The sequence below is a fragment of the uncultured Acidovorax sp. genome, from assembly GCF_964021665.1.
Taxonomy (GTDB): domain Bacteria; phylum Pseudomonadota; class Gammaproteobacteria; order Burkholderiales; family Burkholderiaceae_C; genus Acidovorax; species Acidovorax temperans.
Genome location: NZ_CAXIAK010000080.1, coordinates 1 through 15,544, shown reverse-complemented (window position 1 = coordinate 15,544; position 15,544 = coordinate 1). Strand labels below are relative to the sequence as shown.

The 15,544-nt window shown below is 64.6% G+C and carries 14 protein-coding genes and 4 pseudogenes; 12 read left to right on the top strand and 6 right to left on the bottom strand.

The features are described from left to right. Positions 1 to 695 (top strand): annotated as a pseudogene (locus tag AADJ04_RS14500) (lysine decarboxylase); the annotation flags it as partial. Positions 696 to 765: 70 nt separating this feature from the next. On the opposite strand, the gene AADJ04_RS14495 reads toward AADJ04_RS14500, so the two are convergent. Together AADJ04_RS14495 and fabI are read right to left on the bottom strand one after the other, a co-directional pair. Beyond that, on the bottom strand, positions 766 to 1,662 hold the full coding sequence (locus AADJ04_RS14495) for a DNA ligase (protein ID WP_341240049.1): 897 nt from the start codon (positions 1,660 to 1,662) through the stop codon (positions 766 to 768). A gap of 96 nt (positions 1,663 to 1,758) precedes the next feature. After that, positions 1,759 to 2,559, bottom strand: a complete 801-nt coding sequence (gene fabI / locus AADJ04_RS14490; RefSeq protein ID WP_341240048.1) for an enoyl-ACP reductase FabI — start codon at positions 2,557 to 2,559, stop codon at positions 1,759 to 1,761. Between the two features lie 101 nt (positions 2,560 to 2,660). On the opposite strand from fabI, the gene AADJ04_RS14485 reads away from it, so the two are divergent. The 7 genes and pseudogenes from AADJ04_RS14485 to AADJ04_RS14455 all read left to right on the top strand — a co-directional run. Beyond that, positions 2,661 to 4,487, top strand: coding sequence for an extracellular solute-binding protein (locus AADJ04_RS14485; RefSeq protein ID WP_341240047.1), 1,827 nt, complete (start codon positions 2,661 to 2,663; stop codon positions 4,485 to 4,487). A gap of 73 nt (positions 4,488 to 4,560) precedes the next feature. After that, complete coding sequence (locus tag AADJ04_RS14480; RefSeq protein WP_341240046.1) at positions 4,561 to 5,595, top strand: ABC transporter permease subunit; 1,035 nt, start codon at positions 4,561 to 4,563, stop codon at positions 5,593 to 5,595. A gap of 10 nt (positions 5,596 to 5,605) precedes the next feature. Continuing rightward, the gene (locus AADJ04_RS14475; RefSeq protein WP_082758637.1) at positions 5,606 to 6,040 is read left to right on the top strand and encodes a nucleotidyltransferase domain-containing protein; all 435 of its coding nucleotides are present in this window, start codon (positions 5,606 to 5,608) and stop codon (positions 6,038 to 6,040) included. After that, positions 6,030 to 6,446, top strand: coding sequence for a DUF86 domain-containing protein (locus AADJ04_RS14470; RefSeq protein WP_066692162.1), 417 nt, complete (start codon positions 6,030 to 6,032; stop codon positions 6,444 to 6,446). The genes AADJ04_RS14475 and AADJ04_RS14470 overlap by 11 nt, the downstream gene beginning before the upstream one ends. Before the next feature lie 29 nt (positions 6,447 to 6,475). Further along, the gene (locus tag AADJ04_RS14465; RefSeq protein ID WP_341240050.1) at positions 6,476 to 7,552 is read left to right on the top strand and encodes an ABC transporter permease; all 1,077 of its coding nucleotides are present in this window, start codon (positions 6,476 to 6,478) and stop codon (positions 7,550 to 7,552) included. After that, positions 7,552 to 9,186 (top strand): dipeptide ABC transporter ATP-binding protein, encoded by a 1,635-nt coding sequence (locus AADJ04_RS14460; RefSeq protein WP_341240045.1) that lies wholly within the window; start codon positions 7,552 to 7,554, stop codon positions 9,184 to 9,186. The genes AADJ04_RS14465 and AADJ04_RS14460 overlap by 1 nt, the downstream gene beginning before the upstream one ends. Positions 9,187 to 9,284: 98 nt before the next feature. Then, positions 9,285 to 9,764, top strand: a pseudogene (locus tag AADJ04_RS14455) (cation diffusion facilitator family transporter); the annotation flags it as partial. Here AADJ04_RS14455 and AADJ04_RS14450 read toward each other — a convergent pair. From AADJ04_RS14450 to AADJ04_RS14435, 4 genes and pseudogenes are all read right to left on the bottom strand, one after another. Next, positions 9,728 to 10,699, bottom strand: coding sequence for a PhnD/SsuA/transferrin family substrate-binding protein (locus AADJ04_RS14450; protein WP_341240044.1), 972 nt, complete (start codon positions 10,697 to 10,699; stop codon positions 9,728 to 9,730). The pseudogene AADJ04_RS14455 and the gene AADJ04_RS14450 overlap by 37 nt on opposite strands. 249 nt (positions 10,700 to 10,948) lie before the next feature. Next, a complete protein-coding gene (locus tag AADJ04_RS14445; protein WP_341240043.1) occupies positions 10,949 to 11,449 on the bottom strand; it encodes a ribonuclease HI family protein in 501 nt (166 codons plus the stop codon). Between the two features lie 31 nt (positions 11,450 to 11,480). Beyond that, positions 11,481 to 11,729, bottom strand: a complete 249-nt coding sequence (locus AADJ04_RS14440; RefSeq protein WP_066698259.1) for a DUF3297 family protein — start codon at positions 11,727 to 11,729, stop codon at positions 11,481 to 11,483. 192 nt (positions 11,730 to 11,921) lie between these two features. Next, positions 11,922 to 12,826: pseudogene (locus AADJ04_RS14435) on the bottom strand (LysR family transcriptional regulator). 85 nt (positions 12,827 to 12,911) lie between these two features. Here AADJ04_RS14435 and AADJ04_RS14430 point away from each other — a divergent pair. The 4 genes and pseudogenes from AADJ04_RS14430 to AADJ04_RS14415 all read left to right on the top strand — a co-directional run. Continuing rightward, complete coding sequence (locus AADJ04_RS14430) at positions 12,912 to 14,288, top strand: acyclic terpene utilization AtuA family protein (RefSeq protein WP_341240042.1); 1,377 nt, start codon at positions 12,912 to 12,914, stop codon at positions 14,286 to 14,288. Then, positions 14,285 to 14,671 carry a hypothetical protein gene (locus tag AADJ04_RS14425; protein ID WP_288487065.1) on the top strand — a complete coding sequence of 129 codons (387 nt, stop codon included), beginning with the start codon at positions 14,285 to 14,287 and terminating at the stop codon, positions 14,669 to 14,671. Before AADJ04_RS14430 ends, AADJ04_RS14425 begins: the two co-directional genes overlap by 4 nt. A 111-nt stretch (positions 14,672 to 14,782) precedes the next feature. Next, positions 14,783 to 15,250: pseudogene (locus AADJ04_RS14420) on the top strand (tripartite tricarboxylate transporter substrate binding protein); the annotation flags it as partial. A 56-nt stretch (positions 15,251 to 15,306) separates the two neighbouring features. Beyond that, positions 15,307 to 15,544, top strand: a 238-nt coding sequence (locus AADJ04_RS14415; protein WP_341240041.1) for a transposase, incomplete at its 3' end; no start/stop codon positions are given.

Here is a 15,544-nt window from a genome sequence, read left to right as displayed (position 1 = left end):
CCATCGTCACCAAGTACCTGGCTGAGCACGGCGTGGTGGTGGAAAAGACGGGCCTGTACAGCTTCTTCGTGATGTTCACCATCGGCATCACCAAGGGCCGCTGGAACACGCTGCTGACGGCGCTGCAGCAGTTCAAGGACGACTACGAGAAGAACCAGCCGATGTGGCGCATCCTTCCCGAGTTCTGCCAGCAGCACAAGCGCTACGAACGAATGGGCCTGCGCGACCTGTGCCAGCACGTGCACGAGATGTACGCCAAGTACGACATCGCCCGCCTGACGACGGAGATGTACCTGTCGGACCTGACGCCGGCCATGAAGCCTTCGGACGCATACGCACACATTGCCCAGCGCAAGACCGAGCGTGTGGAAATCGACCATCTGGAAGGCCGCATCACCGTGGGTCTGGTCACGCCTTACCCACCCGGCATTCCGCTGCTCATTCCTGGCGAAGTGTTCAACAAGAAGATCGTGGACTACCTCAAGTTCGCCCGCGAATTCGCCAAGCTGTGCCCCGGTTTTGAAACCGACATCCACGGCCTGGTGGAGGTGGAAGACGAGAACGGCCAGGTGCGCTTCTATGCCGACTGTGTGGCCGCCGAAGACAAGCCATCCAGGGCAGCGAAGACTCCGCGCGTCACGGCCGACAACATCGTGCAGCTGGGAGACGACGGCCCTTACGGCCGCACCATCTGAGACGAACAGCGTGGCGCGGTGAGCGCGCCAGCCGCTGCAAACGCTCCCTGGCGTGCCTCGGAGCGTTTTTTTATTGGGGGTTTTGAGGCGAGGCAGGGGGCATGTCCAGCCGCACCCGCACAAAGCTCGCAAACCGGGGCAGGCCCCCGTCGTGTGTGCCCCGGTAGCGGTAAGTCACCCAGCTGCCCAGCGGCGGCGGCTGGTCGCGGTCTGCATCGGTCAGTCCGGCCCCGAGCTTGAAGCGTTGACCCGTGGGCATCTCTACCAGCAGGGCGCCCAGCCGCCCGGCGTGCTTGCCCTTGCCGGGCAGGTGGCCTACGACCAGAGCCTCCGCGTCGTCATGCGTCTTGAGCTTGATGAGGTCATCGCTGCGGCCTGATCGATACAGCGATGCCCCTCGGTGCAGCATCAGCCCCTCGCCACCCGCGCGCACGGTGCGTTGCAGCAGGGCCTGCAAGGCGGCATCAGTGGCTACGCGCTGCTGTGGCACGGCCTGCACCCAGTCTTGCTCAATGGACGCGACCAGCGTTTTCAAGGCAGCCAGGCGTTCGTCGAACACACCGCCGTGGGCGGGCAGGTCAAACACCATGAAGCGCATCTGCCGCCACGCGGCATTATCCGGCTGCTGCTGGCGCGTGGTGGACTGGGCATGGGCAAAGCGGCCACGCCCGGCCCACAGCTCACCATCCATGGGCGTGGCGGGCCAGCCTGCGGTAAACCACGCGGGTGCCGCCACGGTTTCTCCGCCGCGCGTGCGCAAGGTGTGCCCATCCCAATAGCCGCGCACGCCGTCGTATTTTTCGCTCACCCAGTAGTCGGCCAGTGGCATGCCGGGGCGGTACACATTGGCCAGCAGCAGGGCAGGTGCATCAGCCGCCCAAGCCGCAGGGGTGGCCAGCGGGAGCAGGGGGTTCAGAGGGCTCAGGGACGCCAGGCTCAGCCAGGTCAGGTAGCGTCTGCGATGCATGGGTCGTCAGGTGTTGCTATCAAAAAAATAGCTGCTAGCGCTTGTGAAATAAGCGCTAGCAGCCAATTTGATGTGAAGCTTGTTCAGCCCTTGGTTTTAGACCTGGTCTGCGCTCAGCCCAGCGGTCTGGCTGAAGCCACCGTCCACGTAGGTGATTTCAGCCGTCATGCCGCTGGCCAGGTCGGACAGCAGGAAGGCAGCCACATTGCCCACGTCTTCAATGGTCACGTTGCGGCGCAGGGGCGAGGCGTCGGCCACACGGCTGAGCAGCTTGCCAAAGTCCTTGATGCCGCTGGCGGCCAGGGTCTTGATGGGGCCGGCGCTGATGCCGTTGGCGCGGATGCTGCGGCCGTCTTCGGTGCGGCCCACGGCTTCGGCCAGGTAGCGCACGCTGGCTTCCAGGCTGGCCTTGGCCAGGCCCATGGTGTTGTAGTTGGGGATGGAGCGCAGCGCGCCCAGGTAAGACAGCGTCAGCAACGACGACTTGTCGTTCAGGTAAGGCAGGGCAGCCTTGGCCATGGCAGGGAAGCTGTAGGCGCTGATGTCATGCGCAATGCGGAAGTTCTCGCGCGAGAGGCCGTCCAGGAAGTTGCCAGCGATGGCTTCGCGGGGCGCAAAGCCAATGCTGTGCACAAAGCCGTCGAATTTGGGCCAGACCTGGCTCAGGTCGGCAAACATGCGGGCAATCTGCTCGTCGCTGGCCACATCGCAGTCAAACACCAGTGTGGAATTGAACTCGGCAGCGAACTCGGTGATGCGGTCCTTGAAGCGCTCACCCACGTAGCTGAAAGCCAGCTCGGCACCCTGTTCGTGGCAGGCCTTGGCAATGCCATAGGCGATGGAACGGTTGGACAGCACGCCGGTGATGAGCAGTTTCTTGCCGGTCAGAAAACCCATGTTTCTTCTCCTTCGGGGATGGGGTGGGGCCCACGGGCATAGCGCATAGGGGAATGCGCCAAGCGGTGCGGTGGCCAATGAACGTAGTGCAGAATTGTCTCATGCGGTTTTGGCTTACTTTTTTGCTGATGGGATGCGCGGCCCCCGCCTGGGCAGCGCACGCTTACGCCCTGTGGGGCGAGCCCAAATACCCTGCCGGGTTTGACCACTTTGCCTACGTGAACCCCACCGCCCCCAAGGGCGGCGAGCTGCGCTTGGTGAGCAACCTGCGCGTGTCCACGTTCGACAAGTACAACCCCTTCACCATCAAAGGCAATGCGCCCGCCTACCTGTCGTCGCTGATGTTCGACTCTTTGCTGGTGGGTGCGCAGGATGAAACGGCCACCGGCTACGGCCTGCTGGCGCAGGATGTGGAGGTAGCGCCCGATGGCCTTTCGGCCACCTTTCGCCTGCGGCCCGAAGCGCGCTTTCACCACGGCAAGCCGGTGCTGGCGCAGGACGTCAAGCACAGCTTCGACACGCTGATCGGGCCCTTCACCTCGCCCGCCTACAAAACCTTGCTGGCTGAGGTGGCCGGGGTGGATGTGGTGGACGACCGCACCGTGCGCTACCGCTTCAAGCTGCCCAACCGCGAGCTGCCCCTCACCGTGGGTGGCCTGCCGGTGTTCAGCCGCGACTGGGGGGTAGAAAACGGCAAGGCCAAGCCGTTCGATCAGGTGGTCACCGACATCCCAATTGGCAGCGGCCCTTACAAGATCGGCCCGGTGCAGTTTGGCAAAGACATCACCTACGTGCGTGACCCGCAATACTGGGCGCGCGATTTGAATGTGCGCAAAGGCACGGCCAACTTTGACCGCATCCTGGTCAAGATCTACAAAGACAGCACGGCACGGCTCGAGGCCCTGAAAGCGGGCGAGTTTGACCTGATGCGCTTTTTCAGCGCGGGCGACTGGGCCCGGCGCGTGAACGGCAAGAAGTTCGATACCGGCGAGCTGGTCAAGGGCGAGTTCAAGCACAAGCTGCCCGCAGGGTTTCAAAGCTACGTGCTCAACACCCGCCGCCCCTTCCTGCAGGACGTGCGCGTGCGCGAGGCGCTGGGCCTGGCGGTGGACTATGAATGGATGAACCGCCAGCTGTTCTACGGTGCTTACCAGCGCGTGAATGGCCTGTTCGGCAATACGGCCTGCGAGACCCGGGGCACCCCGTCGCCTGAAGAACTGGCGCTGATGGAACCCTGGCGCAAGCACATTCCCGCCGCAGCGTTCGGCCCCATGACGGTGCCACCCCGCACCGATGGCGACTCGTCACTGCGCGCCAACCTTCGCCGGGCCCAGGCCTTGCTCAAGGAAGCGGGCTGGGAGGTGCGCGATGGTGCCCTGCGCAACGCCCAGGGTCAGGCCATGGTGCTGGAGTATATGGACAGCAACGAAGGCGGCGTGCGCACCGTCACGCCCTGGATGCGCGCGCTGGAGAAGCTCGGCATCACGCTCAAGTTCCGCTCGGTGGACTTTGCCCTGTACCAGCAGCGGCTGCAGAAGTTTGACTTCGACATTACCTCCATGGCCTACCAGGGCACCAACAACCCGGGCCAGGAGTTTGCTGACATGTTTGGCAGCGCGGCGGCCGACATGGAAGACTCCGGCAACTTCCCCGGCGTGAAGAACCCTGCGGTGGACGCGATGATCAAGGCCATGACTTCGGCCAAGACCGAGGCGCAACTGCTGCCCGCCTGCCATGCGCTCGAACGCATCATTGCCCACAGCCACTACCTGATTCCGCAGTGGACGGCGGGCACGCACCGCATGGCCTACAACGCATGGCGGCTGGCGCGGCCGGACGCCATGCCGCCCTACGCCAGTGGCGAGGGCTGGGCGATCGACACGTGGTGGGCGCGCAACCCGCCGCAGACGGCGCCTGACAAGAAGTGAGAAGCAGCGCAGCGTTTGCCTCCAGCGCCTTCTTGCCCCACAGCCCAACGCTCGGACTTCACCCAACCAGCCCATGTTTGCCTACATCCTCAAACGTTTTTTGCTGATGTTTCCCACCCTGCTGGGCGTGCTGCTGCTCACCTTTGTGGTGGTGCAGTTCGTGCCCGGCGGCCCGGTGGAGCAGTACATGGCCGAAGCCAAGGCCGGGATGGCTGGCGGCGGCGGTGCCGAAGGCGGCGGCATGGGCTACCGCGGCGCGCAGGGGGTGGATCCCAAGCGGCTGGAGCAGATCAAGGCGCTGTACGGCTTCGACAAACCTGCGCACGAGCGTTTCTTTCAGATGCTGGGCCAGTTCGCACGGTTTGACCTCGGCAGCAGCTTTTTTCAGAACAAGGATGTGTGGCAGCTGGTGAAAGAGAAGCTGCCGGTCTCCATCAGCCTGGGCCTGTGGACCTTCTTCATCAGCTACCTGGTGGCCGTGCCGCTGGGCGTGGCCAAGGCGGTGCGGGCGGGCTCGCGGTTTGACCTGGTCACCACCTTGCTGGTGCTGGTGGGCTATGCCATTCCGGGCTTTGTGCTGGGCGTGGCGCTGCTGGTGGTGTTTGGCGGGCAGTTGCAGTGGTTTCCGCTGCGCGGGCTCACCTCGGCCAACTGGGAAGAACTGTCGATGTGGGGCAAGGTGACGGACTACCTCTGGCACATCGCCTTGCCCATCACGTCGATGGTGCTGGGCAGCTTTGCGGTGACCACCATGCTCACCAAGAACGCATTTTTGGAAGAGATCCGCAAGCAATACGTGCTCACCGCCCGTGCCAAGGGGCTGAGCGACCGGCAGGTGCTGTGGAAGCATGTGCTGCGCAATGCGCTCATCCCCATCATCACCGGTTTTCCGGCGGCGTTCATTGGTGCGTTCTTCACAGGTTCGCTGCTGATCGAGACGCTGTATTCCCTCGACGGTCTGGGCCTGCTCAGCTACGAAAGCGTGATCCGCCGCGACTACCCGGTGGTGCTGGGCACCCTGTATTTGTTCACGCTGATCGGCTTGGTGACCAAGCTGGTGAGCGACCTGTGCTACGTGTGGGTAGACCCCCGCGTGAAGTTTGATTGAAAGACTCGTAATGCCCTCGACGCACACGCTCCCCGCACCTTTGTCCCTTGAGGGGATAGAGCGCACCGTGCACCTGCTACAAGCTCAATTGCCTGGGCTGTTGGCGGTGTATGCCTTTGGCAGCCGGGTGCACGGTGTGGCAACGCCCCAGAGTGATTTGGACTTGGCAGTCCTGGTGGCTGGTTACGCCGATGTGCACCAGCTGTGGAGCTTGTCGGGCGAGTTGGCTGATGTGGCCGGTTGTCCTGTCGATTTGCTGGATTTGCGTGCTGCTTCCACCGTGATGCAGTACCAGGTCATCACGCAGGGCGTGCGCTGGTGGGCCAGAGATGCCCAGGCGGCTATTTTTGAGAGCGCTGTCCTGAGTGATAAGACTGAGCTGGATGCTGCACGGACTGGCTTGCTGGCGGACATTCAACAGCGTGGGAGCGTGTATGGTGGATGACGTTCTGATTAACAAGGCCGCAACGATTGAGCGCTGCGTGCAGCGCGCGCGCGAAGAGTATTTCAGTGACCCCGCCAGTTTTGCCACCAATTTCAGCCGCCAGGACGCCGCAATTTTGAACATCCAACGCGCCTGTGAGGCCGCGTTGGACATGGGGCAGCACCTGATCCGGCGTGACCGGTTGGGCGTTCCGCAAAGTGCGCGGGATGTGTTTGCTCTGCTGGCCCGTGCAGGCCGGATTGAACAGGAGCTGGCTGCAGGCTTGCAGCGCATGGTGGGCTTTCGCAACATTGCGGTGCACGATTACCAGAGCCTGCAACTGCCCATCACTGTCGCCATCATTGAAAAGCACCTGGACGAATTTTTGCAGTACAGCAAGGCCCTCTTGCTGCACGACGCTGTGTGACTTTGGAAGACGAAGCAACCATCCGCACCATGGGTTCCACCACACCTTCTTTACCCGCTGCATCTGACAGCGCTGCATCCGCTTCACTGTCGCCCTCCCGCCGCGCCTGGCTGCGTTTCAAGCGCAACCGGCAGGGTTACTGGAGCCTGTGGCTGTTTTGCGCACTGGTACTGGTCAGCCTGTGTGCCGAACTGGTCAGCAACGACAAGCCCCTGATCGTGCGCTATGAAGGGCAAACCTACTTCCCCATGCTGCGGGACTATTCCGAAAAAACCTTCGGCGGTGACTTTGATACGCCCACCGATTACCTCGACCCCTTCATCCAGCAGCGGCTGAGTGCTGATGGCAACTGGGCGATCTACACCCTCAACCGCTACGGCGCCAACACGCTCAACTACTTTGCCAAGTCGCCCAACCCCTCGGCCCCCACAGCCGACAACTGGCTGGGCACCGACGACCGGGGGCGGGACCTGCTGGCGCAATTGCTCTATGGTTTTCGGGTGAGCGTGCTGTTCGGGCTCGCGCTCACGGCCACGGGCGTGGTGCTGGGCGTGGTCACCGGTGCCATCCAGGGCTTTTTCGGGGGCAAGACCGACCTGGCCTTTCAGCGCTTCATCGAGATCTGGGGCTCCATGCCCGAGCTGTATCTGCTCATCATCTTCAGCGCCGTGTTTGCACCCAGCATTGCGCTGCTGCTGATTTTGCTGAGCCTGTTTGGCTGGATGGGCCTGTCAGACTATGTGCGCGCCGAATTTTTGCGTAACCGCCAGCTGGACTATGTGAAGGCGGCCCGCGCCCTGGGCGTGGGCAACTGGCACATCATCTGGCGCCACATCCTGCCCAACAGCCTGACGCCCGTGGTCACCTTCCTGCCGTTTCGCATGAGCGCGGCCATCCTCGCGCTCACCTCGCTCGACTTTCTGGGGCTGGGTGTGCCACCCGGCACCCCCAGCCTGGGCGAGCTGCTGAGCCAGGGCAAGAACAGCATAGACGCGTGGTGGATTTCGCTCTCCACCTTTGCGGTGCTGGTGGTCACCTTGCTGCTGCTGACCTTCATGGGCGATGCCTTGCGCGATGCTCTGGATCCACGAAAGGCCGACAAGTGATGCAGGCACACAGCACAACCCCCGCCACCCCTTTGCTGCAGGTGCGTGACCTGCAGGTTCGCTTTGGCGCCAAGTCGGTGGTACGTGGCGTGGGCTTCGAGATTGCACGGGGCGAAAAGCTGGCGCTGGTGGGCGAGTCTGGCTCGGGCAAGACGATCACCGCGCTCAGCCTGCTGCGCCTGCTGGGTGATGCAGCGGTGGAGGGCCAGGCCCTGTTTGCCGGGCGCGACCTGCTGCAGCTTTCCGAGCGTGAAATGCGCGGCGTGCGCGGTGGAGACATTGCCATGGTCTTCCAGGAGCCCATGACCGCGCTCAACCCGCTCATGACCATCGGCCAGCAGATCGCCGAGATCTTGATACTAAAAAAGGGTTTGACCGGCGCAGAATGTGCGCAAGCAGCTATTGAATTGCTAGCAAAAACCGGCATTCCTGAGCCTGCCAGGCGCGCGGGCAGCTTTCCGCACCAGCTTTCGGGCGGGCAGCGCCAGCGCGCCATGATTGCCATGGCCCTGGCCAGCGAACCCCAACTGCTGCTGGCCGACGAGCCCACCACCGCGCTGGATGTGACGCTGCGCGGGCAGATTCTGGATTTGCTCTCCGACTTGCAACGCCAGACCGGCATGGCCGTGCTGCTCATCACGCACGATTTGAACCTGGTGCGCCGCTTTGCCGACCGCGTGGCGGTGATGGAACAGGGCGTGCTGGTAGAGCAGGGCGCTGTGGCCGAGGTGTTCGCCAACCCGCAGCACGCCTACACGCGCCGCCTGATCACCAGCCAGCCCCGGCGCGATGTGGTGGAGGCGGCCCCGCCCGCAGGTACACCGCCCGTGGTGCAAGCGCGCCAGTTGCGCGTGGCGTACCCCACGCCGCTGCCGGGCGTGCGCGGCTGGTTCAAGAAGGGCGAGTTCGTGGCCGTGCAGGGGGCCGATCTGCAATTGCTGCCGGGGCAGACGCTGGGCGTGGTTGGCGAATCTGGCTCGGGTAAGTCCACCCTGGCGCAGGCCATCCTGGGCCTGCTGCCGTCGCAGGGCGATCTGCAGGTCAACGGCCAAGCCTGGCAGCAGCCAGCCACCCGCAACACACCTGCCAACCAGGCACTGCGCAAGCGGGTGCAGGTGGTGTTCCAGGACCCGTTCTCGTCGCTCTCGCCGCGCCTCACGGTCGAAGAAATCGTGGGCGAGGGGCTGCTGGTGCATGAATCTGGCATCCACACTGCCGATCGCCGCACCCGCGTGGAAGCCGCCCTGGCCGAGGTGGGCCTGACCGAGGCGCAGTTCCCCGGCCTGCTCGCGCGCTACCCGCATGAGTTTTCAGGCGGCCAGCGCCAGCGCCTGGCCGTAGCCCGTGCCCTCATCGTGCAGCCCCAGGTGCTGGTGCTGGACGAGCCCACCAGCGCGCTGGATGTCACCATCCAGCAGCAGGTGCTGGCACTGCTGCAGCGCCTGCAACGAGAGAAGGGCCTGAGCTACCTGCTCATCACGCACGATGTGGACGTGATCCGCGCGATGGCGCACGACGTGCTCGTGATGAAGGACGGTGCCATTGTGGAATGCGGCCCGGTGGAAGCGGTGCTGAACCGCCCTGAGCATCCCTACACGCAAAAGCTGGTGGCTGCTGCGACGGTGCCAGGCTGACGGCTTGGCCCGTGCGGGCAAAAAGCTGCGGCGTCTCAATGCATTCTTAAGACTGCGCGTGTAGCCTTCAGGGTTTTGCGGCACCTGGGTTGCAACCTATGAATTTGAACGAACTAGACGACACCGAAGACACCGAACACACGCCGCAAGAGCGTGCCGCTGCGGCCTCGCGCAGCACCTGGGTCAGCGTGGTAGTCAACCTGGTGCTGTCCACCGTGCAGATCGTGGTGGGGGTGTGGGCCAAATCGCAGAGCTTGATTGCCGATGGCATCCACTCCCTGTCCGATCTGGTGGCCGATTTTGTGGTGCTGTTTGCCAACCACCACTCGCAAAAAGACGCGGACGAAGACCACCCCTATGGCCACCAGCGGTTTGAAACCGCTGCATCTCTGGTGCTGGGCTTGCTGCTGCTCGCCGTGGGCGTGGGCATGGTCTGGTCTGCGGTGGTGAAGCTCGAAAACCCCGAATCCGTGCCCCAGGTGCACTCGGTGGCGCTGTGGGTGGCCGGGGGTGCGCTGGTGGGCAAGGAACTGCTCTTTCGCTACATGCTGGCGGTGGCCAAAAAGGTCAAGTCGAGCACCTCCATCACCGTCGCGAAATCACGCTCGAAATTCACGGGCAGCATGGTGTCGTTGCCGGGCAGCAACTGCTTGAGCTTGGGTGAGAAGCCGTAGGCGTAAGAGCATTTCTGCACGCGGTTTTGCACATCGGACGATGCCGATTTGCCCAGCGTCCAGCTCTCGGTCATGAAGGGCGCGCTTTCCCACAGGGTGCGAATGCTCGATCCCTTCACATCGCCCTTGAGCACCATGCGCTGGTACAGGTCGCTGGCCACGGCGGCTGCGGGGTAAAAGCCGTGCATCACGCCCGTCACCGAGCGTTCATGCCCGTTGGAGAACACCACTTCGTAGTTCTTGTCCGGCACCAGCCCAATGGCCGGGAACAGCGCGCGCGGCGCCAGGTTGCCCGAGTTGGAAGTGGGTGTGGAGTGGGCAATCTTCTTGCCGATCAGGTCCTTGGGTTCCTTGTAGGGGCTGTCTACCCGCGCAATCAGGATCAGGTGGTAGGAGTTGCGCTTGCCCGATGCCTTGTTGCCCGGCACAGCGAACGGCGTGGGCTGGCCTGCAGCCACCAGTTGCGGCACCAGGCCAGGGTTGACCTGGGCCAGTTGCACCTTGCCCGATGCGATGCCGTCGATCAGCTCTTTTTCGCCCAGCAGGTCGATGTTGGAGCTGCGCTCCAGCGATTCGCCATGCTGGTTCTGCAAGTCCAGGTTGCCGCAGCGTGCCAGGTGGTTGAAGTAGTCGCCCCACAGCAGCATGGTCTCGGCCCGCGCATATGTCTTGGGCATGGCCACCACGAGCTTTTCGCGGGGGCTGCTGGCAAAGTTGGGGGCCGGGCTGGCGGCTGCAGCGCGCGCCTGGGCGGCTGCGTTGTTGTTCTGTGCCACGGCAGTGCCTAGCACCGCGCCAGCGCCTGCCAAAAGCACCACCCAGCGTGCATTACGTCGCATGTCGTTCCTTCCTGAAGATGTGAGAACAGGTCCAAGACCCGGGCAGGAGCAGAGCATCTGCTGCACAGCCTTTGATAGACCGCCTGCACTCATCACCGCGCCATCGGGCTGGATGCGTGCAGAAGAGCCCAAACCAGCAAAGTATGCAGGGAAATTGTTGCAAAAACGTCAACTTTGTGACGTTTCAATGACGCAGGAGCGACATCGCCACGCTGACCGACGGTGCGGGCGGTGCCTTTGACCAGAGGTTCAGCGCTTCTTTTTCTTGTGGCTGGGGTGTGGGGCCACCTTGGCCGGGGCGCCCAGGGCGGCGCGGGCCAGCGTGTCGGCGGCGCTGTTGCGGTGGCGCGGAATCCACTGCCACTGCACGCTGTCAAAGCGCGCCAGCCAGGCGCGTGCGCTGTCAAACAGCTCGGCCAGCCGGGTAATCGGGGCAGCGGGGCGCTGGCCCGGTTGCGGCGGCCGCAAGTGTTCGAGGAGAAGGCTGCTGTCGCTGCGCACGGCAATCGCGCGTGCGCCCAGGGCGTGGGCTTGTCGCAGTGCGGCCATCAGCGCGCGCAGCTCGGCTTCGTTGTTGCAACCCACCAGGCTGCTGGTGTGCGAAAGGGTGTGCTGCTGCCCGTCGGGAGCCAGCAGCGTGGCGCCCAGGCCCATGCGGCCGGGGTTGGGAATGGCGCTGCCATCGCAGTGGATGACCCACAGCCCCGGCGGCGCGGGCTGCGCCACGGGCAAAGCGGCGGTATGGGCCATGCAGGCGTGAAGGCGGCAGCGCTGGGCTGGGTCAGCGGTAAAACGCCTCGACCGTGCCCTTGAGCTTGATGAGCAGGGGCTGGCCCTTGCGGTCCACCGTCTTGCCGGCCGGCACTTTGACCCAGCCTTCGCTGACGCAGTATTCCTGCACGTCAAAACGTTCCTTGCCGTTGAAGCGGATGCCAATGTCGTGCTCGAACACGGCGGCGTTGTGGTGCGGGCTGCGCGGGTCGGACGAGAGGTGGTCGGGCAGGGCGGGTGCAGAGGTTGCGTCGGTCATGGGAGCCTGGTGCAGAAGAAATGCTGAGGGCCGAGATTCTCGCGGATTTACCCACCCGTTGGGCCCTTGGGGCTGCTGGGCCGGGGCAAGTGTGGTCCCATGTGGGCGTTGGTTTTTATCAAAATGCCCTGTGACGCCCGCCAGTCAAGCGCCAGTAGCTATTGATTGTGTAGCAACTAGCGCAGGCGCCGCCTAGCCCAACCGAGGCCGCCGCGCCACCATCCATTCGTACAGCGACTGCGCGGCGGCCGACAGGCTCTGGTCGCGCCGCCGCACCAGGTAAATCTGCCGCGTCAGCCCCGGCAATTGCAGTGGGCGTGTGACCACCCCCGGCTGCTGGAAGTGAAACAGCGTGAGCGCTGGCACCACGCTGATGCCCAGGCCCGCGCGTACCATGCCCGTCACGGTGGCCAGTTGCTCCACCTCCATCAGGGTGTGCATGGCCTGCGGGCGAAAGGCCGCTTCCAGGTACTGGCGCACGCTGCTGTGGCGCGCCAGGTGAATGAAGGGGTAGCCCGCCAGGTCGGCCACCGCCAGCGGCTTTCTGCGCCGTGCCAGCGGGTGCTGCTCGGGGCACACCAGGTAAAAGGCATCGCTGCAAAACGGCTCGGCCTGCAGCGCGGGCGTGTCGGCGCGGATGGCGGCCAGGGCAAAGTCGGCCGTGCCACTGGCTACGCGGTCAATGCAGGGCTCTGACAGCACATCGGCAATGTCCACCGCAATGCCCGGGTGGGCCTGCTGGTAGCTGGCCAGCACCTGCGGCAGCCAGCCCGCCGCCAGCGATGGCAGCAGCGCCACAGCCACGCGGCCGCGCTGCAGCGTCACGGCATCGCGCAGGGCCGCCACGGCGGCGCGCATCTCGGCGCGAATGCGGTGGGCCGATTCGAGAAAGTTCACCCCCTCGGGCGTCAAATCCACATGCCGCGTGCTGCGGTCAAACAGGCGTGCGCCCAGCGCGTCTCCAGCGCCTTGATCAGCGCGCTGAACGCGGGCTGTGACAGGTGGCACTGCACGGCCGCACGGGTAAAGCTGCGGTGCTCGGCCAGCGCCACAAACGCATCGAGCTGGCGGGTGGAAAGGGCGGGGTTCTCATTCATTTGCTTTGCAGATGGATTGATTGCAACAATCGATTTCACAGAATAGCGCAGCCTGCGTACATTGCGCCGCAGGAGACAGCGACTGATGTCACAACACATTCCCCACCTGCGCATTGGCTGCGCGGCAGGCTTTTCGGGCGACCGCACCGATGCCGCTGCGCCCGTGGTGCAGGCCCTGATTGCCAGCGGCCAGCCTGCCGTGCTGATTTTTGAAACCCTGGCCGAGCGCACCCTGGCGCTGGCCCAACTGGCCCGCCGCACCCAGCCCGATGCAGGCTATGAGCCGCTGCTGGTGGATTTGCTGCAGCCCGTGCTGGCCGACTGCCTGGCGCATGGCGTGCGCATCGTCAGCAACTTTGGCGCGGCCAACCCTGCGGACGCGTCAAGGCGCATTCACCAACTGGCGGCTGCGCTGGGCCTGCGCGCCCCGCGCATAGCGGTGGTGCAGGGCGACGACCTGAGCGGCCCCCATCACCGGGCGCTGCTGGAGCGTGCCCTGGGCCCCGCCATGCCCACCGAGCCCATCGTCAGCGCCAACGCCTACATCGGCGCACAGGCCATTGCCGATGCGCTGCGCGCCGGGGCCGACATCGTGGTCTGCGGCCGCGTGGCCGACCCATCGCTGGTACTTGGCCCGGCCATGGCGCATTACGGCTGGGCGGCCGACGACTGGGACCGCCTGGCCCGCGCCACCATGGCAGGCCATTTGCTCGAATGCGGAGCGCAAGTCACCGGCGGCTACTTTGCCGACCCCGGATACAAAGACGTGCCCGGATTGGCCACGCTGGGCTACCCCATTGCCGAGATCGACCCCGACGGCCACTGCACCATCACCAAGCCCGCAGGCACGGGCGGCTGCATCAACGAGCGCACGGTGAAAGAGCAGCTGCTGTACGAACTGCACGACCCAGCGGCCTACCTGACCCCCGATGTGGTGGCTGATATCACCGCCGCGCAGGTGCTGCCCGTGGGGCCCGATGCAGTGCGGCTGGAAGGCGTGCGCGGGCACCCGCAGCCACCCACGCTCAAAGTCAATGTGTGCTTTGAGTCCGGCTGGTTTGCCGAAGGCGAAATCTCTTACGCAGGCCCCCGCGCCGAGGCCCGCGCCCGCCTGGCAGGCCAGGTGCTGCGCGAGCGGCTGCGGGGCCTGGGCCCCGTGCGCGTGGACCTGATTGGCGTGACCAGCGTGCTGGGCGACGACGCCAGCACCTGGCTGGATGCGCCCGCCGCCGGCCTGGACGAAGCCCGCGATGTGCGCCTGCGCGTGGCCCTACAGCACCGCGATCACGCCAGCGCCCAGCGCCTGGTGCGCGAGGTGACGGCGCTGTACACCTGCGGCCCCGCAGGCGGCGGCGGTGTGCGCACCGCCATGCGCCCGCGCCTGGGCACCGTGTCGTGCCTGGTGCCGCGCAGTGCCGTGGTCACCGGCTACCAGATGTGGAATGAAGGAGGCTTGCAATGACCGACACGCGCACTGCCGAGGCCGCCACCATGCTCACCGTTCCTCTGTATCGCCTGGCCCACAGCCGCACGGGCGACAAGGGCAACCGCTCCAACCTCAGCGTCATCGCCTGGCACCCCGCGCTGTGGGATGTGCTGGTGCAGCAAGTGACCGAAGAGGCCGTGGCCCGCCACTTTGCCGCCCGCCAGCCCAGCCGTGTGGCCCGCTACCTGCTGCCCCAGTTGCACGCCATGAACCTGGTGCTGGACGACGTGCTGGACGGCGGCGTGAACGACGCCCTCAACCTCGACAGCCACGGCAAGACGCTGAGCTACTGGCTGCTGTCGCTGCCCGTGCAGGTGCCCACAGCGCTGCGCCAGCACCTGGCCGGGCCTGCGACGTGATACCCCCCGTTTTCGTTTGACCGTACCCATAGAACAGAAGGAGACAACATGCCCGCTAACCGTTTTGCCTTGACCCGACGCCACGCGCTGACTGCCGCCGCCGGTGCCCTGATGGCCTTGTCCATCGCCGCGCCCGCCGCTGCACAAACCTTTCCGGCCAAGCCCATCACCTTTGTGGTGCCTTTTGCCGCAGGCAGCGCTACCGACCAGCTGGCCCGCGCCATCGGCCAGTCCATCACCAACGACACCAAGCAGGCTGTGGTGGTGGACAACAAGGCCGGCGCCAGCGGCATGATCGCCGCCGCCGCCGTGGCCAAGGCCGCGCCCGATGGCTACACCCTCCTCATCACCACCAACACCACGCACGCCGCCAACGAGCACCTGTACAAAAAGCTCTCGTACGACCCGGTGAAGGACTTTGCGCCCATCACCGGCCTGGGCAAGGGCGGGCAGGTGCTGGTGGTCAACCCCGCATCGCCGCACAAGAGCGTGGGCGACCTTGTAGCCTTTGCCAAGAAGAACCCCGGCAAGCTGACCTTTGGCAGCGGCAGTGCATCGAGCCGCGTGGCGGGCGAAATGTTTAAGGCAACGCTGATTAAGGTCCACCGTTGAGGGGGGTCAAACGTTATCCGCAGATGAAGCAGCAGACCCTGGCAATGGCCGCAGATCAAGACAACGGATTCGAGCATTCGCGCAAACCCACCCGACGCGAAGAGTTCTTGCGGACCATGCAGACAATAGTGCCATGGGCCGCTCTGTGCCAGGTGATAGAGCCGCACTACCCCAAAGCAGGCAACGGCCGCCCGCCCATTGGCCTTGAGCGCATGCTGCGCATCCATTTTCTTCAGCACTGGTTCAACCTGGCCGATCTGG

Bases quoted from the DNA above. Each gene is read 5' to 3' on its own strand.
- AADJ04_RS14480 (WP_341240046.1), top strand. From the start codon at position 4,561: ATGTTTGCCTACATCCTCAAACGTTTTTTGCTGATGTTTCCCACCCTG.
- AADJ04_RS14440 (WP_066698259.1), bottom strand. From the start codon at position 11,729: ATGACCGACGCAACCTCTGCACCCGCCCTGCCCGACCACCTCTCGTCC.
- AADJ04_RS14445 (WP_341240043.1), bottom strand. From the start codon at position 11,449: ATGGCCCATACCGCCGCTTTGCCCGTGGCGCAGCCCGCGCCGCCGGGG.
- AADJ04_RS14475 (WP_082758637.1), top strand. From the start codon at position 5,606: ATGCCCTCGACGCACACGCTCCCCGCACCTTTGTCCCTTGAGGGGATA.
- AADJ04_RS14495 (WP_341240049.1), bottom strand. From the start codon at position 1,662: ATGCATCGCAGACGCTACCTGACCTGGCTGAGCCTGGCGTCCCTGAGC.
- AADJ04_RS14450 (WP_341240044.1), bottom strand. From the start codon at position 10,699: ATGCGACGTAATGCACGCTGGGTGGTGCTTTTGGCAGGCGCTGGCGCG.
- fabI (WP_341240048.1), bottom strand. From the start codon at position 2,559: ATGGGTTTTCTGACCGGCAAGAAACTGCTCATCACCGGCGTGCTGTCC.
- AADJ04_RS14425 (WP_288487065.1), top strand. From the start codon at position 14,285: ATGACCGACACGCGCACTGCCGAGGCCGCCACCATGCTCACCGTTCCT.
- AADJ04_RS14430 (WP_341240042.1), top strand. From the start codon at position 12,912: ATGTCACAACACATTCCCCACCTGCGCATTGGCTGCGCGGCAGGCTTT.
- AADJ04_RS14485 (WP_341240047.1), top strand. From the start codon at position 2,661: ATGCGGTTTTGGCTTACTTTTTTGCTGATGGGATGCGCGGCCCCCGCC.
- AADJ04_RS14470 (WP_066692162.1), top strand. From the start codon at position 6,030: ATGGTGGATGACGTTCTGATTAACAAGGCCGCAACGATTGAGCGCTGC.
- AADJ04_RS14465 (WP_341240050.1), top strand. From the start codon at position 6,476: ATGGGTTCCACCACACCTTCTTTACCCGCTGCATCTGACAGCGCTGCA.
- AADJ04_RS14460 (WP_341240045.1), top strand. From the start codon at position 7,552: ATGCAGGCACACAGCACAACCCCCGCCACCCCTTTGCTGCAGGTGCGT.